The organism is Mycobacterium sp. IS-1556 (assembly GCF_001499985.1).
In the GTDB taxonomy this organism is placed as follows: Bacteria; Actinomycetota; Actinomycetes; order Mycobacteriales; family Mycobacteriaceae; genus Mycobacterium.
Genome location: NZ_LQIM01000034.1, coordinates 126,962 through 148,263, shown reverse-complemented (window position 1 = coordinate 148,263; position 21,302 = coordinate 126,962). Strand labels below are relative to the sequence as shown.

At 68.4% G+C, this 21,302-nt stretch carries 16 protein-coding genes; 10 read left to right on the top strand and 6 right to left on the bottom strand.

Translation table 11 applies throughout. From position 1 onward, the window contains the following. Positions 1-262: 262 nt before the first annotated feature. Positions 263-631 carry a VOC family protein gene (locus AU187_RS17170; RefSeq protein WP_059101281.1) on the bottom strand — a complete coding sequence of 123 codons (369 nt, stop codon included), beginning with the start codon at positions 629-631 and terminating at the stop codon, positions 263-265. A gap of 57 nt (positions 632-688) precedes the next feature. On the opposite strand from AU187_RS17170, the gene AU187_RS17165 reads away from it, so the two are divergent. Further along, a complete protein-coding gene (locus AU187_RS17165; RefSeq protein WP_059167000.1) occupies positions 689-1,432 on the top strand; it encodes a DUF3060 domain-containing protein in 744 nt (247 codons plus the stop codon). Here the strand turns inward: AU187_RS17165 and AU187_RS17160 are convergent. Continuing rightward, a complete protein-coding gene (locus AU187_RS17160) occupies positions 1,429-2,325 on the bottom strand; it encodes a haloalkane dehalogenase (RefSeq protein WP_059101279.1) in 897 nt (298 codons plus the stop codon). The two genes, AU187_RS17165 and AU187_RS17160, sit on opposite strands and share 4 nt — an antisense overlap. Before the next feature lie 190 nt (positions 2,326-2,515). Here AU187_RS17160 and AU187_RS17155 point away from each other — a divergent pair, with 190 nt between their 5' ends. After that, a complete protein-coding gene (locus AU187_RS17155; protein WP_059101508.1) occupies positions 2,516-2,758 on the top strand; it encodes a hypothetical protein in 243 nt (80 codons plus the stop codon). 116 nt (positions 2,759-2,874) lie between these two features. Here AU187_RS17155 and AU187_RS17150 read toward each other — a convergent pair whose 3' ends face one another. Genes AU187_RS17150 through AU187_RS17140 form a run of 3 tightly spaced genes read right to left on the bottom strand, consistent with a single transcriptional unit; the run spans position 2,875 to position 4,824 of the window. After that, a complete protein-coding gene (locus tag AU187_RS17150) occupies positions 2,875-3,720 on the bottom strand; it encodes a sulfurtransferase (protein ID WP_059101278.1) in 846 nt (281 codons plus the stop codon). Positions 3,721-3,723: 3 nt separating this feature from the next. Then, positions 3,724-4,335 carry an HD domain-containing protein gene (locus AU187_RS17145; RefSeq protein ID WP_156425603.1) on the bottom strand — a complete coding sequence of 204 codons (612 nt, stop codon included), beginning with the start codon at positions 4,333-4,335 and terminating at the stop codon, positions 3,724-3,726. 9 nt (positions 4,336-4,344) lie between these two features. Beyond that, positions 4,345-4,824, bottom strand: coding sequence for an LppP/LprE family lipoprotein (locus tag AU187_RS17140; protein ID WP_156425602.1), 480 nt, complete (start codon positions 4,822-4,824; stop codon positions 4,345-4,347). Between the two features lie 73 nt (positions 4,825-4,897). Between AU187_RS17140 and recC the strand changes: the two genes are divergently transcribed. From recC to AU187_RS17100, 8 genes are all read left to right on the top strand, one after another. After that, entirely contained in the window at positions 4,898-8,167 is a 3,270-nt protein-coding gene (recC, locus tag AU187_RS17135; RefSeq protein ID WP_059101275.1) for an exodeoxyribonuclease V subunit gamma, read from the top strand. Continuing rightward, the gene (gene recB / locus AU187_RS17130) at positions 8,167-11,466 is read left to right on the top strand and encodes an exodeoxyribonuclease V subunit beta (RefSeq protein ID WP_059166999.1); all 3,300 of its coding nucleotides are present in this window, start codon (positions 8,167-8,169) and stop codon (positions 11,464-11,466) included. Before recC ends, recB begins: the two co-directional genes overlap by 1 nt. A gap of 5 nt (positions 11,467-11,471) precedes the next feature. Next, positions 11,472-13,154, top strand: a complete 1,683-nt coding sequence (gene recD, locus AU187_RS17125; protein WP_059167141.1) for an exodeoxyribonuclease V subunit alpha — start codon at positions 11,472-11,474, stop codon at positions 13,152-13,154. A 139-nt stretch (positions 13,155-13,293) separates the two neighbouring features. Then, the gene (locus AU187_RS17120) at positions 13,294-14,898 is read left to right on the top strand and encodes an SLC13 family permease (protein WP_059167140.1); all 1,605 of its coding nucleotides are present in this window, start codon (positions 13,294-13,296) and stop codon (positions 14,896-14,898) included. Then, positions 14,895-15,941, top strand: a complete 1,047-nt coding sequence (locus AU187_RS17115) for a tartrate dehydrogenase (RefSeq protein WP_059166998.1) — start codon at positions 14,895-14,897, stop codon at positions 15,939-15,941. Before AU187_RS17120 ends, AU187_RS17115 begins: the two co-directional genes overlap by 4 nt. Before the next feature lie 51 nt (positions 15,942-15,992). Further along, positions 15,993-16,442, top strand: coding sequence for an SRPBCC family protein (locus AU187_RS17110; protein WP_059166997.1), 450 nt, complete (start codon positions 15,993-15,995; stop codon positions 16,440-16,442). Further along, positions 16,439-18,262: a sulfatase family protein gene (locus tag AU187_RS17105; RefSeq protein ID WP_059166996.1), complete on the top strand. Its 1,824-nt coding sequence runs from the start codon at positions 16,439-16,441 to the stop codon at positions 18,260-18,262. Before AU187_RS17110 ends, AU187_RS17105 begins: the two co-directional genes overlap by 4 nt. Positions 18,263-18,454: 192 nt before the next feature. After that, positions 18,455-20,089 (top strand): fatty acyl-AMP ligase, encoded by a 1,635-nt coding sequence (locus AU187_RS17100; RefSeq protein ID WP_059166995.1) that lies wholly within the window; start codon positions 18,455-18,457, stop codon positions 20,087-20,089. 8 nt (positions 20,090-20,097) lie between these two features. Here AU187_RS17100 and AU187_RS17095 read toward each other — a convergent pair whose 3' ends face one another. Continuing rightward, complete coding sequence (locus AU187_RS17095) at positions 20,098-21,225, bottom strand: fatty acid desaturase family protein (RefSeq protein WP_059166994.1); 1,128 nt, start codon at positions 21,223-21,225, stop codon at positions 20,098-20,100. Positions 21,226-21,302 lie beyond the last annotated feature (77 nt).

Below are 21,302 nucleotides of genomic sequence, written 5' to 3'. Positions count from 1 at the left end.
AATGCTGAGTCGTTACTTCGTCGTCAGTGAGAATTCGAGGTTCGCGCGTTCGGTGTGGTCCGTTTCGGCTTCCTATGCTCGAGATTGCACACACGGCTGTGGTCGTTTTCTCAGATCAGCACAACCCTGAATGCAATCTCGGCGCTAGGACCGTTTCGCATACCAACACCCCGGCCACGTACGTGCGCACAAGCAGCCCAAATTCTGCTCCCGAACTGATGACTCACGACACTGTCTCGGGGCTAGGCGGTGCTAGACCGTGCTAGTCGGTGATGCCCCAGACGAGGCAGAACGTGTGTCCGGCCGGATCGCGGAAGACCCGGAACTTCGCGTCCTCCGCGGCGTCGGGCACCCGCGTCGCACCGAGGTCGAGCACGTCGCGCTCTGCTGCGTCGGGGTCGTCGACCTGGATGTCGAGGTGGAACTGCTGCGAACCGCGCGGGTCGGGAAAGCGCGGCGGCTCATGCTCTGGCGAGTACTGAAACGCCAGCCGTCGCCCCTGTGGGTCGGTGAGCACGACCCAGGTGTCGTCGTCCTTGTGGACCTCCCCGCCGAGCACGCCCGCGTAGAAGGTGGCGAGCCCCATCGGATCCCGGCAGTCGATGACCGTCGATCGCAGCTTTCCGAGCATGACGGCCGGGTTGCCGGTATTCAGGCGACGTAAACGGCTGTGTGGCACCATCTGCGCATGAAACCCGAGGACGACCCGGAGGCCCGGATCAGGCAGCTGGAGCAACCGCTGGCCGACTACGGCGCAGTCGAACTGGGCACGTCGCAGCCGAGCGGGAACGACTACCAGACATCGGCCCTGCCGCCGCCGGTCTACGGTCCGCCGTACCCGTCGACATACGAGCAGCAGTCGCCCTACAGCACGCCGCCGTTCGGCGTCTCTTTCCCGCCGGGACCGACGAGAAGCGGCGCGCCGTACGGGCTGATCTTCGGGCTGATCGCGGTGGTCGTCGTGCTCATCGTCGGGGGCATCGGCGTCTTCGTGTGGTCGATGTCGTCGACGCCCGACCGGATCAGCACCCGCCCCGGGTTCCCCGACGCAACCGGTGGTGACGGACCGCGCGACGGCAGCGTGACGATCGGGCCGTCCCGCAACGCGCCGACCCCTCTGCCGACCCAGGTTCCGGACGACCAGCCGCCGGAGGTGGCCGTCGCGCCGGCCGGTGGTCAGTACAGCGTCTCCGGGGTCGAGAAGATCGAGACCATCGAGTGCAACGGCAGCAACATCAGCGTCAGCGGCGTCGACAACATCGTGACCCTGCTCGGTCATTGTCAGAGCGTCACCGTGTCCGGCGTCGAAAACCAGGTGATTCTCGACAGCGCAGACAGAATCGGCGCCTCCGGTTTCGACAACCAGGTGATCTACCACTCGGGAGATCCGGAGATCGACGCCACCTCCAGGAACAGCGTCACTCAGGGCTAGACGCGCCACTGCAGGACGCGTTCGGCCAACTCGGGGCCGCAGTCCTCCTGCACGAAATGGCTGCCGTTGATGCGGGCATGCGGTTGACCGGCGGCGCCGGGCACATGCTCGATGAGCGGGCGGTCGGCGCGGCCGAGGATCGGGTCCTTGGCGCCGAAGACGCACAGGAACGGTTTCTCCCAGCGGCCCAAGGCTTCCCACGCGGCGCGGTTGGCCGGCAGCGCCGGATCGTCGGGCGACGTCGGCACCAGGGCGGGAAACGCCCGCGCACCTGCCTGAAAACTCTTGTCGGGGAACGGCGCATCGTATCCGGCCCGCACCCGCGCGGGAACGTCGGTGACGGTGCCGAACCCGACGATGCGTCCGCACGGGAACACCGGCGTGTAGCGTGCGAAGGCCCGCCAGAGGCGGAACGGCAGATTAGCCGACGTCTGCCCGGCGGGCAGGAAGCCGTTGGCCACGACGATGCGCCCGACGCGCGCACCCTGTTCGGCGGCGATGCGCAGGCCGATCAACGAGCCCCAGTCCTGCACGAAGATCGTGGTGTCGCTCAGGTCGAGCGCCTGAAACCACGACGTCACCCACTCGACGTGACGTAGGTAGGTGTAATCCTCGATGCGGCTGGGTTTGTCGGAGCGCCCGAAGCCGATCAGATCGAGTGCGAGGACGCGGCAGCCGCCGGCGGCCAGTGGCGGAATCATGGTGCGGTACAGGTAACTCCACGTCGGCTCGCCGTGCAGCAGGACGACGGTCGGGCCGTCGCGTGGACCCTCGTCGACGTAGTGCATTCGCAGCGGCGCAGTATCGCTCGCGGTGACGTCGAGGTAGTGCGGCGCGAACGGATAGCCCGCGAGGTTGTCGAAGCGATCGTCGGGGGTGCGCAGAACGTCCATGGTGTGCTCCTGTCCGCCGTCTGCAGCCTAGAACGACCGGAGTCGCCGCTTCCCCCGATCGGTGGACATGCGATTCATCCGGTTCACCCTCCGGTCGGCCGACATACATCGCCGCCGCGGCGCAGCACTCTTGAGTCATCGCCGGAACACACCGGCACAGAACGAAACCAGACTCAACGAGGAGAACGACATGAACGCCAACACAACCCGCCGCATCGCCCGCTTCTTCGCACTGCCGATCGTCTCGGCTGGAATCCTCGCCGGGGCTCTCGGGATGGCCGGCACCGCCAGCGCGGGCACCTACACGCCGGACAACACGCCGCGGCCGGGCATCGTTGCGACGCCGAAGACGTTCGCGCAGCCGACCCCCGGGGCCCGCCACAACCACGGCCTCCCCCACCTGCAGCGAGTCCAGCCGAACTACCAGCCCTGAACAGCCGTTCCTCCACAGAGGCCCTCCCGGGCGGCGTATCCCGGGAGGGCCTCGCCTTGTCTGCGCGACTACTTGTCTGCGCGACTACTTGTCTGCGCGGCTACTTGTCTGCGCGACTATTCGGGTCCGCGCGCCACGGGACGCGACGGATCCGAACACCACTCCGACCACGAACCCGGAAACAGCGCCGCGTCCACCCCCGCCGCGGCGAGGCCCGCAATGGTCACTGCCGCCGTGACGCCCGATCCGCAGTAGACCGCCACGTCGGTGTCCGGCACCGACGGGAAGACCCGGGCCAGATCGGCGTCGGTCCGCAGAGTGCCGTCGTCGGCCAGCAGGCTGGTGCTCGGCACGTTCAGCGCGCCCGGGATGTGGCCGGCGACCGGGTCGACCGGTTCGACGTCGCCGCGGAACCGCTCGGCCGCGCGCGCGTCGAGCAGCAGCAGGCCCGAGGTGAGCACCGCGTCGGCGGTGACGGTCCGGCGCGCACCGGCGTACAGATCGTCGTAGGTAACGGTCACGTCGCCGGGTTCGGGTGCGACGGCGCCGGTTTCCAATTCGCCTCCGGCGGCCGTCCACGCCGCCAGCCCACCGTCGAGGATGCGGACGTCGTCGACACCGGCTGCGGTCAGCACCCACCAGGCGCGCGCCGATCCGGCGCGGTTCCAGTCGTCGTAGGCCACCACCGGAATCCCGGCCCGCACGCCCCACCGCCGCGCCGCGTCCTGAAGCGCTGTCCCCGACGGCAGCGGATGGCGCCCGCGGCCTTCGACGGTGTGATCGCTCAGCTCGTCCTCCAGCGACACGTACACCGCCCCGGGCAGGTGCCCTCGTTCGTATGCGGCTCGGCCGTCCGGCTCGGCGAGTTGCCAGCGCACATCCAACAACGTCACCGGTTCCCCCGCATCGAGTCGCCGCGCCAACTCCGCGGCGGTGATCAACACCGTGTCACGCGCGCTCATACCTCAGACGGTAGCGGCGACCGGCGGGCCGATCTCCTCGGCCAATGTTTCGACGACGCGCGACAGTTCGTCGACCAGCCAGCTGTCGCTTCGGCGCCGGTAGACCTCGAGCAGCGAACGGTAGTACCACAGATGTTCATGCGGATCATCGGTGTTGAAGCGCTGCCACACCTTCGGGCCGTACCGGCGCAGGTCCCGAAGGATCGCCCTCGCGTTGTCCAGCTTGTCGGCCATCGACACACGAATTGTGCTGTCGGAGGCCGTGTTCAAGTGCGCGATGTAGTTCTCCTTGCGTTCGCGCCACGGCGGTTTCGGCGTTACGACGGTGTCGCTGCACTCCTCGACGATCGCGGCGACCTCGGGTCCGAAGCGCTCCTCGATCTGCGCTAGCGTCGCGTCGCCGCCCTGATCCTCGGCGGCGTCGTGCAGCAGCGCGGCGATCGCCTCGGTCTCGGTGCCGTCGGCTTCGATCACCAGTCCCGCGACCGAAAGCAGGTGGCCGACGTACGGCACATCGCTGGCCTTGCGGGTCTGTGTGCGGTGCAGTTCGGCGGCGAATCCGAGTGCCTCGTGAAACCTCGGGCCCAGGCGGGGTGACGTCGTTTCGCTCACCAGCGGCCTCCCTTACTGATCGGGCGGCGGATCGAGCATCACGGCCCGCTCGCCGTTCCATCGATACCGCGCACTGCGGATCGCCGCGGGCGCGCAGGCGTTGCAGTCGCCCGGGACCTTGTAGGTGAGCACGACGGTGTCGCCGGTGCTGGCCTCGGCGTCCAGCGACGTGAAGCCGTATGCCTTCGAGGTCCCGGTCCCGACGTACTGGCCGCGGTGGAACAGCAGCGCCTGCACGGGCGAGCTTCCTGTGCCGCCCTCGGTCGTCACCAGGATCGTGGACAGCTCCGCGCACGGGTCATAGTTGCTGTCGACGGGTGTGCTGTCCCACTTGGCGCCGGTGAGCGGCTCGAAGGGCAGCCGCGCGAGCGCGAGCCGCAACGCGTCGGCCTGGTCCGGTCCGCACGACGGCTGCGCGGCGGCGGTCGGGATCGCGATCAACGACAAGCAGGCTGCGGCGGCGGTCATCGTCGCGGCCATCCATCGAGTCATCGGTATCGACTTCCCTTGCCCGCTCTCCCACAAACGTCACCCACGTCGGACCCACCTCCTATGGTTGGCTGCGATGGCCCTTCACATCCATCGGGCTGAACGCACCGACCTGCTCGCCGACGGACTCGGCGCCCTGCTCTCCGATCCGCTGCCCGACCCGTTCGCCGAGGAACTGGTCATCGTCCCGGCCAAGGGCGTCGAACGCTGGCTGAGCCAACGACTGAGCCACCTCCTCGGCTGTGGCTCGGGTGCCGACGGTATCTGCGCAGGCGTGACATTCCGCAATCCGCGCTCACTGATCGCCGACCTCACCGGAACCGGCTCAGGCCGCAATGCCGGCACAGCCGACCGCGACGATCTGTGGTCGCCCGACGCCATGGTGTGGCCACTGATGGAGGTCATCGACGCCACCTGCGCCGAGGACTGGTGCAAGCCGCTGGCCACCCACCTCGGCCACTTCGAAGCCGGCGATGAGAAGGAGCTGCGGCAGGGCAGGCGCTACGCCGTGGCCCGCCGGCTCGCCGGGCTGTTCGCCTCCTACGCCCGGCAGCGTCCGCAGCTGCTCGTCGACTGGGAGAACGGCGACGCCGGTGACATCGCATCCGATCTGGCCTGGCAGCCGCCGCTGTGGCGGGCGCTCATCGAACGCATCGACGCCGACACCCCACACATCCGTCACGCCAAAGCCGTTGCCAGGCTTCAGGAGTCGCCCACCGACCTGCCTCAGCGACTGTCACTGTTCGGCTACACCCGGCTGCCGAGCACCGAGATCGAACTGCTCGACGCGCTTTCCACTCATCACGACCTGCACCTGTGGCTGCCGCATCCGAGCGACCAGCTGTGGCAGCAACTCAACGGAGCACACGGCCAGATCCCGCGACGCCAGGACACCACCCACCGCCTGGTCGGCCATCCCCTGCTGGCCACCCTCGGCCGCGACCTTCGCGAACTGCAGCGCGGCCTGCCCGGCGATCCGCGCACCGACGAATACCTGGGCGGGCGCGACCGGCCGGACACCCTTCTCGGCTGGCTGCAATCCGACATCGCCGCCAACACGATCCGGCGAGACGGGCGGGTGCACACCGCAACCGACCGCTCGGTGCAGGTGCACAGCTGCCACGGGCCCGCGCGCCAGATCGACGTGCTCCGGGAGGTTCTGCTCGGACTGCTCGCCGACGACGAGACGCTCGAACCGCGCGACATTCTCGTCATGTGCCCCGACATCGAGACCTACGCGCCGCTGATCGTCGCCGGTTTCGGGCTGGGCGACATGATCAAGGGCGTGCACCCGGCGCACCAGTTGCGGGTGCGGCTGGCCGACCGGTCGCTCGTCCAGACGAATCCGCTGCTCGGTGTGGCCTCCCAACTGCTGTCGCTGGCCGGTGGACGGGCCACCTCGAGCGAGGTGCTCAACCTCGCGCAGGCCGCACCCGTGCGGGCCCGGTTCGGCTTCACCGACGACAACCTGGAGGACATCACCCGCTGGGTACGGCAGGCCAACATCCGGTGGGGCTTCGACACCGACCACCGCAAGCCCTACGGCGTCGACTTCGTCCAGAACACATGGCGTTTCGGCATCGACCGGGTACTGGCCGGGGTGGCGATGTCCGACGACTCGCACGCCTGGATCGACACCACGCTTCCCCTCGACGACGTCAGCAGCAACCGGGTCGACCTGGCCGGCCAACTCGCCGAGTACGTCGACCGCCTGCGCTGTGCGGTGGAATCCCTCACCGGGGCAAGACCACTCGAGCAGTGGCTGCGGTCGTTGACCGACAGCATCAGTCTACTGGCCCGCGTGGGCGACGACGACATCTGGCAAATCGCCCAATTGGAGCGCGAATTCGCCGATGTGCTCGCCACTGCGGGTGCCCGTGCGGACACGCTGATGCGGCTGTCCGACGTCCGCGCGCTGCTCGACCGCCATCTCGCCGGCCGTCCGACCCGCGCCAACTTCCGCACCGGCACGTTGACGGTGTGCACGATGGTGCCGATGCGGTCGGTCCCGCACCGCGTGGTGTGCCTGGTCGGTCTCGACGACGGCGTGTTCCCCCGGCTGGGTGTGGTCGACGGTGACGACGCGCTGGCCCGTGAGCCCATGACCGGCGAGCGCGACATCCGTTCCGAGGACCGGCAATTGCTGCTCGATGCCATCGGCGCGGCGACCGAGACACTGGTGATCACCTACACCGGCGCGAACGAGTACTCCGGTCAGGAGCGGCCCCCCGCCGTGCCGCTCGCCGAACTCCTCGACACCCTCGACCGCACGACACCGCGGAAGGTCCGCGACGCGATCGTGGTCAAGCATCCGCTGCAGCCGTTCGACACCCGCAACGTCGTTCCCGGCGAACTGATCCCGGATGTGCCGTTCACCTTCGACTCCACCGTCAAACGCGCGGCCGCCACCCGTGCCGGGACGCGGGCGGAACGGCCGAAGTTCATCTCCGGGCCGCTGCCCGCTCCCCCGGCCGACGATGTCGTGGTCGCCGACCTGGTCACCTTCTTCAGGGATCCCGTGAAGGGTTTCTTCCGCGCGCTCGACTACACGTTGCCGTGGGAGGTCGACGGTGTCGAGGACGCCATGCCCGTCGACATCAATGCGCTCGAGGAGTGGACGGTCGGTGACCGCATGCTGCAGGACATGTTGCGCGGCATGGATGCCGACCAGGCCCGCCAAGCCGAGTGGCGTCGCGGCACGCTGCCGCCCGGCAATCTCGGGTGGCGCCGGGCCAACAAGATCTGCGAGCAGGCCACGCTCATCGCCGAGGCCGCACGGCCGTACCGCGGTGCCGACCCGAGCGCCGTCGACATCGACGTCGAGATCGGCGGGGGCCGTCGCGTCACCGGCACCGTCACACCGGTCTACGGCGATCGGCTCGTCTCGGTCACGTACTCCAAGCTCGACGGCCGTCATCTGCTGCAGCCGTGGATTCTGTTGCTGGCCTTGCTCGCCCACGACCCGACCCGCGAGTGGAAGGCGATCAGCATCGGCCGCCCCAAACGGGGTACCACCCCGCGGATGGAGTCGATGGGCCGACCGGCGGAGCCTGCGCGTGAGTTGCTCGCCGACCTGGTGGCGATGTACGACCAGGGCCGCCGCGAACCGCTGCCCCTGCCGGTGAAGACGTCGTTCGCGTGGGCCGAAGCGGTGCACGGTCATGGCGACCCCGAGCAGCGGGCCGGATACAAGTGGCGGTCGGGCATGTACCCCGGCGAGGAGGATGAGGCGGCTTATCAACTGGCGTTCGGCAAGGCCACCTGGTTGAAGCACCTCGTCGAACTCGGCCTCGACACGTACTCCGGCCGGTTGTGGCTGCCGATGCTGCGGGCGCTGGAGACTTGATGGAACCGTTCGACCTGTTGGGGCCGTTGCCCGCCGAACGGTCTACCACCGTGCTGGAGGCCAGCGCGGGCACCGGTAAGACGTTCGCTTTGGCCGGGCTGGTCACCCGCTATCTCGCCGAGGGCATGGCGACCCTCGACCAGATGCTGCTGATCACGTTCAGCCGCGCGGCGACTCAGGAACTTCGCGACCGGGTGAGGCGTCAGATCGTCGATGCCGTAGCTGCTTTCATCGATCCGTCGAGCGTCGATGAGAACGAGATCATCGAGTACCTGCTCGACGGCACCCCCGACCAACTCACCGAACGCGAGCGCAACCTGCGCGACGCGTTGGCCGCCTTCGATGCCGCGACCATCGCCACCACGCACCAGTTCTGCCAGCTGGTCCTCAAGTCGCTGGGGGTGGCGGGCGACACCGACTCCGGTGTCACGCTGGTCGAGAGCCTCGATGAACTGGTCACCGAAATCGTCGACGACCTCTACCTGCACCACTTCGGCCGGGAGCGCGACCATCCGCTGCTGACCTATCCCGACGCGCTGAAACTGGCCAAGGCGGTCGTCGAGCAACCCGCGACCGAGTTGCGGCCGAAGAACACGGAACCGGATTCGCGCGCCGAGGTGTGCGTCCGCTTCGCGAAAGGCGTTCTCGCCGAACTGGAGATCCGCAAACGGCGCAAGGGCATTCTCGGTTACGACGACCTGCTCAGCCGGTTGGCCGACGCGCTGCAGGCCGACAACTCGGCCGCGCAGCTGCGCATGCACCAACGCTGGCCGGTCGTCATGGTCGACGAGTTCCAGGACACCGACCCGGTGCAGTGGCAGGTGATCGACCGCGCGTTCACCGGACGCTCGACACTGATCCTGATCGGCGACCCCAAGCAGGCCATCTACGCGTTCCGCGGCGGCGACATCGTCACATACCTGAGCGCCGCGTCGAAGGCCGACGTGCAGAAGACGTTGGCCACCAACTGGCGCAGCGACGAAGCGCTGGTGAACCGGCTGCAGGCGGTGCTGCGCGGCGCGCAACTGGGCCACGAGAAGATCGTCGTGCACGATGTGGCCGCCAAGCACGCGGGGTCGCGGCTGGCGGGCGCGCCGTCCGCCGATCCGTTCCGGCTTCGGGTGGTGCGCCGGAACACGTTCGGGCGCAGCGGCACTCGAGACATCCTCATCGATCAGCTGCGCACCCACATTCCGCGCGACCTGGCGGCCGACATCGGCGCCCTGCTGAACTCGGACGCCACGTTCGAGGGGCGCCCGCTCGGGGCCGCCGACATCGCGGTCATCGTGGAGAACCACCGCGATGCCCGGGTCTGCTATCGGGCGCTCTGCGACGCGGGCATCCCCGCGGTCTACACCGGTGACTCCGACATCTTCACCTCCGACGCCGCCGAGGACTGGTTGGCGCTGCTCGAGGCCTTCGACCAACCGCACCGGCCCGGCATCGTGCGCGCGGCGGCCGCGACGATGTTCTTCGGCGAGACCGCCGAGTCGCTGGTCGCCGGCGGCGACGGGTTGACCGATCGCATCGCGGAGACGTTGCGCGAGTGGGCCGGTCACGCCCGCGAGCGGGGTGTCGCGGCGATCTTCGAAGCCGCGCAACTCGCCGGCATGGCCGACCGGGTGTTGTCGTGGCAGAACGGTGAGCGGCAGATGACCGACCTCGCCCACATGACCCAGCTGCTACAGGAAGCCGCGCACCGCGAGCACTTCACGCTGCCAGCGCTGCGGGACTGGCTTCGGGCCCAGCGCGACGAGCGCAGCGGCGCCGCCGAGCGCTTCCGCCGCCTCGACAACGACGCCGCGGCCGTCGCGGTGATGACGGTGTTCGTCGCCAAGGGCCTGCAGTTCCCGGTCGTCTATCTGCCGTTCGCGTTCAACCGTCACGTCTGGGAACCCGATCTGGTGCTGTACCACGAGGGCGACACGAGATGTCTGCACATCGGCGGTGACGACAGCCCCGACTTCCACGCGGTGTCGAAGGCGGGCCGCGAGGAGGACGCCAGCGACGACAGCCGCCTGATGTATGTCGCGATGACCAGGGCGCAGTCGCAGCTGGTCGCCTGGTGGGCACCGTCGCGCGACGAGCCGAACGGCGGCCTGTCGCGACTGCTTCGCGGCCGTCGGCCCGGTGAGCCCATGGTCCCGGATGTCGTTGCGCCGGCGAAGGTTTCCGACGACGACGCGATGACGCGCTTGAGGGAATGGGAAGCCGTCGGCGGTCCGGTGATCGAGGAATCGGTGCCGCTTCCGAAGGTTGCGGGTCCGCAAGGGCCCGGCCCCGGCGACTTCGAGGCCCGGCACTTCCACCGCACCATCGACACGACGTGGCGCCGGACCTCCTACAGCGGCTTGATCCGCGCGGCCGAGGCGACGCCGGTCAGCAGCGAACCCGAAGTGGTCGAGCTCGACGACGAGGTCGCCGAGATCCCGGTGGCGACGCCGGCGGCCGGTGCCGACGTGGCCTCGCCGATGGCCGACCTGCCGACCGGTGCGAAGTTCGGCACGTTGGTGCACGCGGTGCTCGAGACGGCCGATCCGTTCGCCACCGACCTCGCCGCGGAGTTGGAGGCGCAGATACTCGAGCACTCGGTGTGGTGGCCGGTCGACGTCGAGGCCGGCGACCTGGCGGCGGCGATGGTGCCGATGCACGACACCCCACTCGGGCCGCTCGCCGACGGTACAACGCTTCGGCAGATCGGACTCTCGGACCGGATGCGGGAGATGGACTTCGAATTCCCCTTGGCCGGCGGTGATCTGCGCGCGTCGGCTCCCGACATCCGGCTGGCGCATGTCGGCGAACTGCTGCGGCAGCATCTGCCTTCGGACGACCCGCTGAGCTCGTATGCGGACCGGTTGACCGGAGCGGGGCTGGGCTCCCAGTCGCTGAAGGGATACCTGTCGGGCTCGGTGGATGCGCTGCTGCGCATTCCCGATGAGGCTGGCGCGCGCTACCTCGTCGTCGACTACAAGACCAACTGGCTCGGCGACCCCAACCGGCCGCTGACGGCCGCGGATTACTCCCCGCCGCGGCTGGCCGAAGCGATGCTGCATTCCGACTATCCGCTGCAGGCCCTGCTGTACAGCGTTGTGCTGCACCGCTTCCTGCGGTGGCGGTTGGCCGGATACACACCCGAGCGGCACCTCGGTGGCGTGCTGTATCTGTTCCTGCGCGGGATGTGCGGGCCGGACACCCCGACGCACAATGGCCACCCGGCCGGGGTGTTCAGCTGGCAGCCTCCGGCAGCGCTGATCATCGCGCTCTCGGATCTGCTCGACGCCGGCAGGGTCGCCGCGTGACCGGCCTGGAGTGGCGGCGGGCGATCAGCGCCACCGGCCTGCTGCGCACCTTCACCGACGCCGAAGTCCTCGACGCGCCGGATGTGCATGTCGCACAGCGACTCTGCGAGCTCGCCAAGGCGCCTGACGAGCGGGTGTCGCTCGCGGTCGCGCTGCTCGTGCGCGCCCTTCGCAGCGGGTCGGTGTGCCTGAACCTGCGCACCGCCGAACAGCAGATCGGCCTCGACGGGCTGCCGTGGCCCGCCGTCGACGACTGGCACGGCGCCATCGCCGCGCACCCGTTGACCGGCCAACCGCCGGCGCTGCGCGTCGACGGGGATCTGCTGTATCTCGACCGGTACTGGCTCGAAGAGCAGCAGGTGTGCGACGACATCCTCGCGATGCTCGCCGCCCGGGCGCCTCAACCGGCGCCGGAGCTCGACCGGCTCTTTCCGGCAGGGTTCGAGGAGCAGAGCGCCGCGGCGAAACTGGCGCTGTCGCAGGGCCTGACGGTGCTCACCGGCGGTCCGGGCACGGGTAAAACCACAACGGTGGCGCGGCTGCTGGCGCTGCTCGCGAGCGGAACGCGGCTGCGGATCGCGTTGGCGGCGCCGACCGGAAAGGCCGCGGCGCGGCTGCAGGAGGCGGTGCAGCTGGAGGTGGACAAGCTGCCCGCGGCCGACCGTGAAGCGCTGGCCGGCTTGCACGCGACGACCTTGCACCGGCTACTCGGCAGCCGCCCGGACACGTCGGCGCGCTTCCGGCATCACCGCGGTAATCGGTTGCCGCACGACGTGATCGTCGTCGACGAGACGTCGATGGTGTCGCTGACGATGATGGCGCGGCTGCTGGAGGCCGTGCGGCCGGACGCCCGTCTGATCCTGGTCGGCGATCCGGACCAGTTGGCGTCGGTGGAAGCGGGTGCGGTCCTTGCTGATCTGGTCGACGGCCTCGGCGGCGACCGTATCGCGGAGTTGAAGACGTCGCACCGCTTCGGCGAGTCGATCGGGAGGCTGGCGACCGCGATCCGCACGGGTGACGCCGGCACCGTCGTCGAGGTGCTGCGCGCCGGGGGCGAGCACATCGAGTGGTTCGACACCGAGGAGCCGTCGGAGCATCTTCGGAAGGTGTTGGTGCCGTTGGCGGTTGAGCTCCACCGGGCGGCGGTCCTCGGTGACGACGAAGCGGCGCTGGCCATCCTGAACGAGCACCGGCTGTTGTGCGCGCATCGCCGCGGCCCGTTCGGCGTGCGCTACTGGAACCACCAGGTCGAGCGGTGGCTGGCGGAGATGACCGGCGAGCCGATCTGGTCCGCGTGGTACGCGGGACGACCGGTGTTGGTGACAGCGAACGATTACGGGCTCAACCTGTACAACGGCGACACCGGTGTCACGGTCCTGCGCGACGGCGTGCTGCGGGCGGTCGTCGCGGGGACGGAACGGCTCGAGTTCGCGACGAGCCGACTCGCCGACGTGGACACCATGCATGCGATGACGATTCACAAATCGCAGGGCAGCCAGGCCGACGAAGTCACGGTCCTGCTGCCGCCGGAGGACTCGCGGCTGCTCAGCCGCGAGTTGTTCTACACCGCCGTGACCCGGGCGAAGAAGAAGATCCGGGTGGTCGGCCCGGAGGCATCGGTGCGGGCCGCCGTGCAACGGCGGGCGGCTCGGGCGTCGGGCCTGGCGCGGCGCCTAAGCAGCGCATAGCCGTTCCGCCGAGCGCCCAGCTTTGCCCGCCGAGCGCTCACTCAGGTACGGATTTTCGCGTCGAAACTGTACGTAGCTGAGCGCTCGGCATGCGACTGTGGTGTCGCGCATACGCCAGCCCGGGTGGACGGAGCCTGTGATGACCGCGGAGAACCACGTCACGCCGACTGACGTCGACAAGGCCCTACTCGGCAGCGCGACGTACCGGAGTCTCGGCGAGCAGAAGCTGTCCCCACGGGAGGAACGGTTCGAGAAGGCCCGGCGCACGGTCGGGCTGTTCCTTGCCCCGCTGTTGACTGTCGTCTTCCTCGTCCTGCCGATCGACATTCCGCGCGAACAGCAGGTGCTGGCCGCCGTGCTGCTCGGCGTGATCGCGCTGTGGATCAGCGAGGCGGTGCCGATTCCGATCGGCGGCCTGCTCGGCGTCGCGGTCGCGGTATTCCTCGGTGTCGCACCGGTCGACGACGTGCTCGGCCCGTTCGGGTCATCGACGATCTTCACGTTCATCGGCGCATTCATCCTCGCCCAGGCCATGCTCAAACACGGTGTGGCCCGGCGGTTCGCGTTCCGCATCCTGGCGTTGCCGCGCGCCGGCCGCTCGACGACCGGGGTGATCATCGCGTTCGGCGCGATCACATGTCTGCTGTCGGCGTTCGTGTCGAACACCGCGACCGTGGCGATGCTGTTGCCGACGGCCATCGGCATCCTGTCGGTCATCGCCAAGCTGCTGCAACAGCGCGGCGACGTCGAAGCCGACTTCGACCCGCAGCGGTTGCGGGTCGGTGCGGCCCTGATGCTGATGCTCGCCTACGGCGCCAGCGTCGGCGGCCTGCTCACTCCGGTCGGCAGTCCGCCCAACCTGATCGGCCGCGGGCTGATCGAAGAAGCCACCGGTGAACGGATCAGCTTCGGCCAGTGGATGGTGATGGCGATTCCCATCTGCCTCATGATGTTCGCGTTGCTGGCACTTGTCCTGTTGCGGCTGAACAAGCCCGAGATCAAACGGATCGACGGCGTCGCCGAGTACGTGGCCGGCGAACGGAAGAAGCTGGGCAAGCTGTCGCGGGCGGAGAAGAACACGCTGATCGCGTTCGGCGTCACGGTGACACTGTGGATCCTGCCCGGCATCTTCGCGCTGGTCGCGGGCACCGAATCGGATGTGTACGAGTTCGTCAGCGACCGGTTGGACGAAGGCGTGGTCGCCGTGTTCGGCGCGTCGCTGCTGTTCCTGCTGCCCACCGACTGGCAGAGCCGCGAGTTCACGCTGCGCTGGAAAGACGCAGCCGAAATCGACTGGGGCACAATCATCCTGTTCGGCACGGGCATCATCTTCGGTTCACTGATCTCGTCGACCGGCCTGGCCGAGACCATCGGAACGTCGGTCGACGATGCGCTCGGCCTGTCGAGCAGCGTCGCGATCACGGTGTTCGCGGTGCTGTTGGCGATCGTCGTGTCGGAGACGACCAGCAACACCGCATCGGCGGCGGTGGTGGTGCCGATCATCATTCCGGTGGCCGTCGCCGCCGGGGTGAACCCGTTCGTGCCGGCGCTGGCAGCGACATTCGCGGCCTCGTTCGGCTTCATGCTGCCGGTATCGACGCCGCAGAACGCGATCGTCTACGGCTCGGGCGTCGTGCCGATCACCAAGATGATCCGGTCCGGCATCACGTTCGACATCGCGGGCGCGATCCTGATCATCATCTTCCTGCCGATGATGATCGGCCTGCTGGGGCTGGGCGCATGAGCGACATCGCGGCCATCCCGGGCGACGGGATCGGCACGGAGGTGATCGCGTCGGCGCGCCAGGTGCTCGACGCGGTGGCGGCAAAACACGGTATCTCCTTGTCCTACACCGAGTTCGACTGGTCATGTCAGCGCTACCAGAACGAAGGCGCGATGATGCCCGCTGACGGGATCGACACGCTGCGCGGGTTCGACGCGATCCTGCTCGGCGCGGTCGGCTGGCCCGGAGTTCCGGATCACGTGTCGCTGTGGGGCTTGCTGATCCCGATCCGGCGGGCCTTCCGCCAGTACGTGAACCTGCGACCGATCCGGGTGTTCGACGGTGTCGAGAGCCCGTTACGCACGGCGGAGGACGTCGACTTCGTCGTGGTCCGCGAGAACGTCGAAGGTGAGTACAGCGAGATCGGCGGGCGGCTGAACCGAGGCTTTCCCGACGAGATGGCCGTGCAGGAATCGGTTTTCACGCGGGTCGGGGTGAGTCGCATCGCCGACTTCGCGTTCGAGCTGGCGCGCAGCAGACGCGGCTACGTGACGTCGGCGACGAAATCGAACGGCATCGTGCACACGCTGCCGTTCTGGGACGAGGTGGTGGCCGAGCGGGCGTCGCACTTTCCGGATGTTCGGTTCGACAGTGAGCACATCGACGCGCTGGCCGCGAAATTCGTGCTGCAGCCGCAGCGCTTCGACGTCGTGGTGGGCTCAAACCTGTTCGGGGACATCCTCAGTGACCTCGCAGCTGCGGTCGCCGGCTCGATCGGGATCGCGCCGTCGGCGAATCTGGATCCCACCAAGCAGTACCCGTCGATGTTCGAACCGGTACACGGTTCGGCGCCCGACATCGCCGGCCAAGGCATCGCCAACCCGGTCGGGGCGGTGTGGTCGGCGGCGCTGATGCTCGAACACCTCGGGCACGAAGCCGCCGCGGCAGAGGTGATGGCGGCTGTCGAGTCGACGCTGGCCACGCCGGAGAGCCGCACGGCCGATCTCGGCGGCCGGGCGTCGACGTCCGAGGTGACCGACGCGCTCGTCGCGCAGCTGCGGTAAGGGTCGCCGAAGTCGCCTGATTCCGACATCGATTGCGCGTACGGTGGGGCCGTGGCCGAGATCGACCGCAGTCGCGTCATCGCGGCGACACCGACGCAGATCTGGGATGTCCTGGCCGATTTCGGCGATCTCGCCTCCTGGCTCGACAAGGTCGACCACTCCTGCATCCTCACGCGCGGTGCCGACGGCGCGATGGTCGGCACGACCCGCCGCGTGCAGATCGGCCGCAACACCTTGGTCGAACGCATCACCGAGTGCGATCCGCAGTACGTCCTCGCCTATGACATCGAGGGCCTGCCCAAAGTCGTGGGCAACGCCGGCAACCGCTGGACCATCGAGGCCACCGGCGGCGGCGAGACCGTCGTGACGATCACCAGCACCGTCCGAAAGGGCCGCGGCAGAACGCAACAACTCGTCGAGCGGCTGGCCTGCCAGGCATTGGCCCGCGGATCCGACGCCATGCTCGCCGCGTTGGCGAAACGATTGGAGAAGACCTCATGACCGAGCGCCCCGACATCATCATCGTGATGACCGACGAGGAGCGCGCGGTTCCGCCGTACGAGTCGCCCGAAGTCCTCGCATGGCGGGACCGAACGTTGCCCGGCCGCAACTGGTTCGACGAGCACGGCGTGAGCTTTCAGCGGCACTACACCGGCTCGCTGGCCTGCGTGCCCAGCCGCCCGACGATCTTCACCGGCCACTACCCCGACCTGCACGGCGTCACACAGACCGACGGCATCGGCAAGGTCTACGACGACTCCCGCATGCGCTGGCTACGCCGCAACGAGGTGCCGACGCTGGGCAACTGGTTCCGCGCGGCCGGATACGACACCCAGTACGACGGCAAGTGGCACATTTCGCATGCCGACCTGACCGACCCCGCGACCGGTCAGCCGTTGGCAACCAACGACGCCAACGGTGTCATCGACCCGAAAGCCGTACAGCGCTACCTCGACGCCGATCCGCTTGCCCCGTACGGCTTTTCGGGCTGGGTCGGCCCGGAGCCACACGGCGCGCCGCTGGCCAACGCGGGGATTCGGCGCGACCCGCTGATCGCCGACCGGGTGGTGGCGTGGCTCAACGACCGCTATGCGCGGCGTCGCGCCGGATACGCCGAGGCGATGCGCCCGTTCCTGCTGGTGGCCAGCTTCGTCAACCCGCACGACATCGTGCTGTTCCCGGCGTGGCAGCGGCGCAACCCGGTACGCCCGTCGCCGCTGGACCCGCCGCCGGTGCCACCGGCGCCGACGGCCGACGAGGACCTGTCGACCAAACCCGCCGCGCAGATCGCGTTCCGCGAGGCGTACTACTCGGGCTACGGTCCCGCGCCGGCCGTCGACCGCACCTATACCCGCAAGGCGCAGCAGTACCGCGACCTGTACTACCGGCTGCACGCCGAGGTCGACGCCCCGATCGACCGCGTGCGGCGCGCCGTGACCGAGGGCGGTTCGGAGCACGCGGTGCTGGTACGCACGGCCGATCACGGCGACCTGCTGGGCGCCCACGGCGGCCTGCACCAGAAGTGGTTCAACCTGTACGACGAGGCGACGCGGGTGCCGTTCGTCGTCGCGCGGATCGGGCCCGACGCGACCACGGCGCGCACGGTGACGGCCCCGACGTCGCACGTCGACATCGTGCCGACGCTGCTCGGCGCGGCCGGTGTCGACGTCCAGAAGGTGGCGGCGACGCTGGCCGACACGTTCACCGAGGTGCACGACCTGCCGGGCCGTGACCTGATGCCGGTCGTGAACGGCGCCCCGGCCGACGAGTCGCGCGCCGTGTACCTGATGGCCCGCGACAACGTGCTCGAAGGCGACACCGGCGCGTCCGGTCTGGCTCGTCGCTTGAAGCGGACGACGAATCCGCCTGCGCCCCTGAGGATCCGGGTACCGGAGCACGTGGCGACGAACTTCGAAGGGTTGGTGCTGCGGGTCGACCGCGAAGACGCCGACGGCGGACTGGGTCACTTGTGGAAACTGGTGCGCACCTTTGACGATCCGGCGACGTGGACCGAGCCCGGGGTGCGCCATCTCGCGGCGAACGGCATCGGCGGCGACAGCTACCGCACCGAGCCGCTCGATGACCAATGGGAGCTCTACGACCTGACCGCGGACCCGGCCGAGGCCGACAACCGATGGGCCGACCCGGACCTGCACGAGCTACGCCGGCACCTGCGGATGCAGCTCAAGCAGGCGCGTGCGGCGTCTGTCCCCGAACGGAACAATCCGTGGCCGTACACGCCCCGCAAGACGCCCGCCGGGCAGATCGGGCCGATCCGACGGCTGATCGGCCGTGATCGAAGGTCGTCGCACGATCTTTGATCAGCCACCTCGGCGCGCTGTCTTCACCAGCGGGCACCGGGTGGGTACAGTCGGGAGGCCTGACACGCTCCGCACCTCGCTTCGGCCGAAGCGATGGACCACTAGGTAACCGAGAGGGGCCGGCGAAACCGGCCGGACCACCGCAAACACCTACACATGGCGTCGCCACGCCCGGGGGCCTGAAGGACTGTCGTGAGTCAATTTACCGAGACCATGTACCAGAACGCCCGGTGGAGCACGAACGGGATGGTCACCGGCGAACCGGATGCCCCCGTCAAGCACACCTGGGCCGAAGTGAACCAACGCGCCAGCCGGATTTCGGGCGGACTGGCCGCGGCGGGCATCGGCCACGGTGATGCGATCGCCGTGCTGGCCGGTGCACCCGTCGAGATCGCGCCGACCGCCCAGGGCATCTGGATGCGCGGCGCCAGTCTGACCATGCTGCATCAACCCACGCCACGCACCGATCTGGTGCGCTGGGCCGAGGAAACCACCGCCGTGATCAACATGATCTCGGCGAAGGCGGTCGTCATCAGCGAGCCGTTCATGGCGGCCGCATCCGTGCTGGCCGGTCTCGGCATGACGGTGCTGACCATCGAGTCGCTGCTGGCGGGCGAGTCCATCGACCCGATCGAGACCACCGACGACGACGTCGCGCTGATGCAGCTGACGTCGGGATCCACGGGTTCCCCCAAGGCCGTTCAGATCACGCACGCCAACATCGTGGCCAACGCCGAGGCCATGACGGTCGGCTGCGATTTCGACATCCATTCCGACGTGATCATCAGTTGGCTGCCCTGCTTCCACGATATGGGGATGACCGGCTACCTGACGGTGCCGATGTACTTCGGCGCCGAGCTGGTGAAGGTCACACCGATCGACTTCCTACGCGATACGTTGTTGTGGGCCAAGCTGATTGACAAGTACAAGGGCACCATGACCGCGGCGCCGAACTTTGCCTACACGCTTTTCGCCAAGCGACTGCGCCGGGTGGCCACGCCGGGCGAGTTCGATCTTTCCTCGCTGCGTTGGGCGTTGTCGGGCGCCGAGCAGGTGGACCCGCTCGACGTCGAGGACCTCTGCGAGGCCGGCGCCCCGTTCGGGTTGCGGCCCGAGGCGATCGTGCCGGCGTACGGGATGGCCGAGGCGACGGTGGCCGTGTCGTTCTCCGCATGCGGTCGCGGGATGGCCGTCGACGAAATCGACGCCGACCTGCTGGCCGTACTGCACCGAGCGGTGCCCGCGACCAAGGGACACACGCGGCGGCTGGTCAAGCTCGGCAAGCCGTTGGACTGCCTCGAGGTGCGGGTGATCGACGAGGACGGCGCGTCCCTACCGCCGCGCGGCGTCGGCGTCATCGAGGTCCGCGGCGATCCGGTGACCAGGGGCTACACCACGCGAGCCGGGTTCATCCCGGCGCAGGACGAGCGCGGCTGGTACGACACCGGCGACCTGGGCTACCTCACCGAGGACGGTGAGGTGGTGGTGTGTGGGCGCCTCAAGGACGTCATCATCATGGCCGGTCGCAACATCTATCCGACCGACATCGAGCGGGCAGCGGGCCGGGTCGACGGGGTGCGGCCGGGCTGCGCCGTCGCCGTGCGGCTGGATGCGGGATTGTCGCGGGAGGCGTTTGCGGTGGCGGTGGAATGCAAGGACTTCGCCGACGCCGACGAAGTGCGTCGCATCGAGCGGCAGGTCGCCCACGAGGTGTTCGCCGAAGTCGACGTCCGGCCCCGCAACGTGGTGGTGCTGGAGCCGGGGATGATCCCCAAGACGCCGTCGGGCAAGTTGCGCCGCGCGCATGCGTTGTCGCTCGTGAACTGATCGCCTGGTCAGGCGAACTTGCGCTCCGATGCGGTTTCCGGTGCGTCGTCGCTCGTCGCGGTCAGGAACCGGTCCGGAAGGGCCAACTTGTAGATCGTTCGCAGCGTCAGCAGATACTGGCGTACCAGTGAACCGCTGGTGTATGGCAGGTCGTACTTCTCGCAGATCGCCCGCACTCGCACCGCGATCTCCGCCAAGCGGTTGCTCGGCAGGTCGGGGAAGACGTGATGTTCGATCTGGTAGCAGAGATTTCCGCTGGAAAAGGCCAGCAGCGGGCCGGCCTTGAAGTTGGCGGCGCCCAACATCTGCCGCAGATACCATTCGGCGCGACTCTCGTCGTCGAGGACGTCGGCGGTGAATTTCTCGGCGCCGTCCGGGAAGTGCCCACAGAAGATCACCACGTACGTCCACAGGTTGCGCACCAGGTTGGCGACCAGGTTCGCCGCCAGGCTTCTGCGCCAGCGGCGCCCGCTCAGCGCCGGGAAGAGCACATAGTCCTTGACCGCTTGCCGGGCGATCTTGCGGACCAGGGTCATCCGCTCCCGCGTCAGTTGTTCGGTGTCACCGGCCGCGCGGTCCCGTTCGGAATGCACCCCGTGCAGCGCGATGCCCCATTCGAAGATGCTCGCCAGCAGGATGTTTCGTAGCGGCTGAAGCAGGTGGACGGGCTGCCACGGAATATCGCGGGTGATGCGCATGATGCCGAATCCGAGGTCGTCGTCCACGCCGACCACGTTGCTGTACACGTGGTGGCGGTAGTTGTGCGAGTACCGCCATTGCGACGACACCGCGACCATGTCCCATTCCCAAGTGTTGGAATGGATTTCGGGGTCGTTCATCCAGTCCCACTGCCCATGGGACACGTTGTGGCCGATCTCCATGTTCTCGACGCACTTGGCGAAGGCCAACGTCGCGGTGCCGAGCATCCAGCCGGCCCGCGATCGGCTGCAGCCGAGGATCAGCCGCCCCGCCAGTTCGAGTGCACGTTGGAACTTGATGGTGCGCCGGATGTAGGCCGCGTCGTGCTCGCCGAGCGATTCCTCGATGTCGCTACGGATGGCGTCCAGCTCGGCGCCGATGGCCTCGATGTCCGACGGGCTCAGGTGCGTGTACGCACCGACATCGGTGATGGCCAAGAAATCGTCCTGTGGTCTCGTGCGGATGGGCTCGAGTCAGAACCCAGGTGATTGGACCACCGGCCGATATCGAAAGT

Coding starts and splice junctions, on each gene's coding strand:
- AU187_RS17140 (WP_156425602.1), bottom strand. CDS start 4,824: ATGACTCGATGGATGGCCGCGACGATGACCGCCGCCGCAGCCTGCTTG.
- recC (WP_059101275.1), top strand. CDS start 4,898: ATGGCCCTTCACATCCATCGGGCTGAACGCACCGACCTGCTCGCCGAC.
- AU187_RS17115 (WP_059166998.1), top strand. CDS start 14,895: ATGAGCGACATCGCGGCCATCCCGGGCGACGGGATCGGCACGGAGGTG.
- recB (WP_059166999.1), top strand. CDS start 8,167: ATGGAACCGTTCGACCTGTTGGGGCCGTTGCCCGCCGAACGGTCTACC.
- AU187_RS17155 (WP_059101508.1), top strand. CDS start 2,516: ATGAACGCCAACACAACCCGCCGCATCGCCCGCTTCTTCGCACTGCCG.
- AU187_RS17165 (WP_059167000.1), top strand. CDS start 689: ATGAAACCCGAGGACGACCCGGAGGCCCGGATCAGGCAGCTGGAGCAA.
- AU187_RS17150 (WP_059101278.1), bottom strand. CDS start 3,720: ATGAGCGCGCGTGACACGGTGTTGATCACCGCCGCGGAGTTGGCGCGG.
- AU187_RS17160 (WP_059101279.1), bottom strand. CDS start 2,325: ATGGACGTTCTGCGCACCCCCGACGATCGCTTCGACAACCTCGCGGGC.
- AU187_RS17170 (WP_059101281.1), bottom strand. CDS start 631: ATGCTCGGAAAGCTGCGATCGACGGTCATCGACTGCCGGGATCCGATG.
- AU187_RS17120 (WP_059167140.1), top strand. CDS start 13,294: ATGACCGCGGAGAACCACGTCACGCCGACTGACGTCGACAAGGCCCTA.
- AU187_RS17105 (WP_059166996.1), top strand. CDS start 16,439: ATGACCGAGCGCCCCGACATCATCATCGTGATGACCGACGAGGAGCGC.